This is a genomic window from Lacinutrix salivirga (genome assembly GCF_053604675.1).
In genome coordinates, this window is record NZ_JBSHNP010000017.1 from 1 (window position 1) to 481 (window position 481).

The 481-nt window shown below is 27.9% G+C and carries 1 protein-coding gene; it reads right to left on the reverse strand.

Going from position 1 to position 481, the window contains the following annotated elements; all coding sequences use genetic code 11:
- Positions 1–272: 272 nt before the first annotated feature.
- Positions 273–481 (reverse strand): hypothetical protein (locus ACVC5O_RS00090; RefSeq protein WP_452219429.1); only part of this gene is annotated, 209 nt, incomplete at its 5' end.

Below are 481 nucleotides of genomic sequence, written 5' to 3' on the forward strand. Positions count from 1 at the left end.
GCTTTTCTGTATCTTCTTTTTATTTTAACTCCAGCTGTTAACTCTAAAACTTCTCTAACTTTTGGGTCTAAAATTTCTCCAGCTATATTTGCAACATCCAATGCCTCTTTAGCAGACTTCTTCAACAGTTTTTCTACTACAACATCTGTACAAAGACTTGCTAGCTCTAGCCAAAATAAATACTGTTGTAATTTTTTTACAAATGTTATTTACTCAAAAAAGCCACTCTCTTTTTATAGAAAATGGCTTAAATTAATAATTAATAAAGTGTTTTATCGAAATGTATATTTCATTGCTTCCCCTTTATCTAAAAAATAATCAATGAGTTTAATCCGTTTGTCAAAATCTCTTATTTTGTGGTCAATATAAAAATCTGAGCCTTTATTATACAAATAATATGTTATTCCATTAAACTTAAAAGGTTCGTTACCAAATTGTTTTGGGTACTGTTCTCTTAATAATTCTTTAAAAGGGTTAAAGT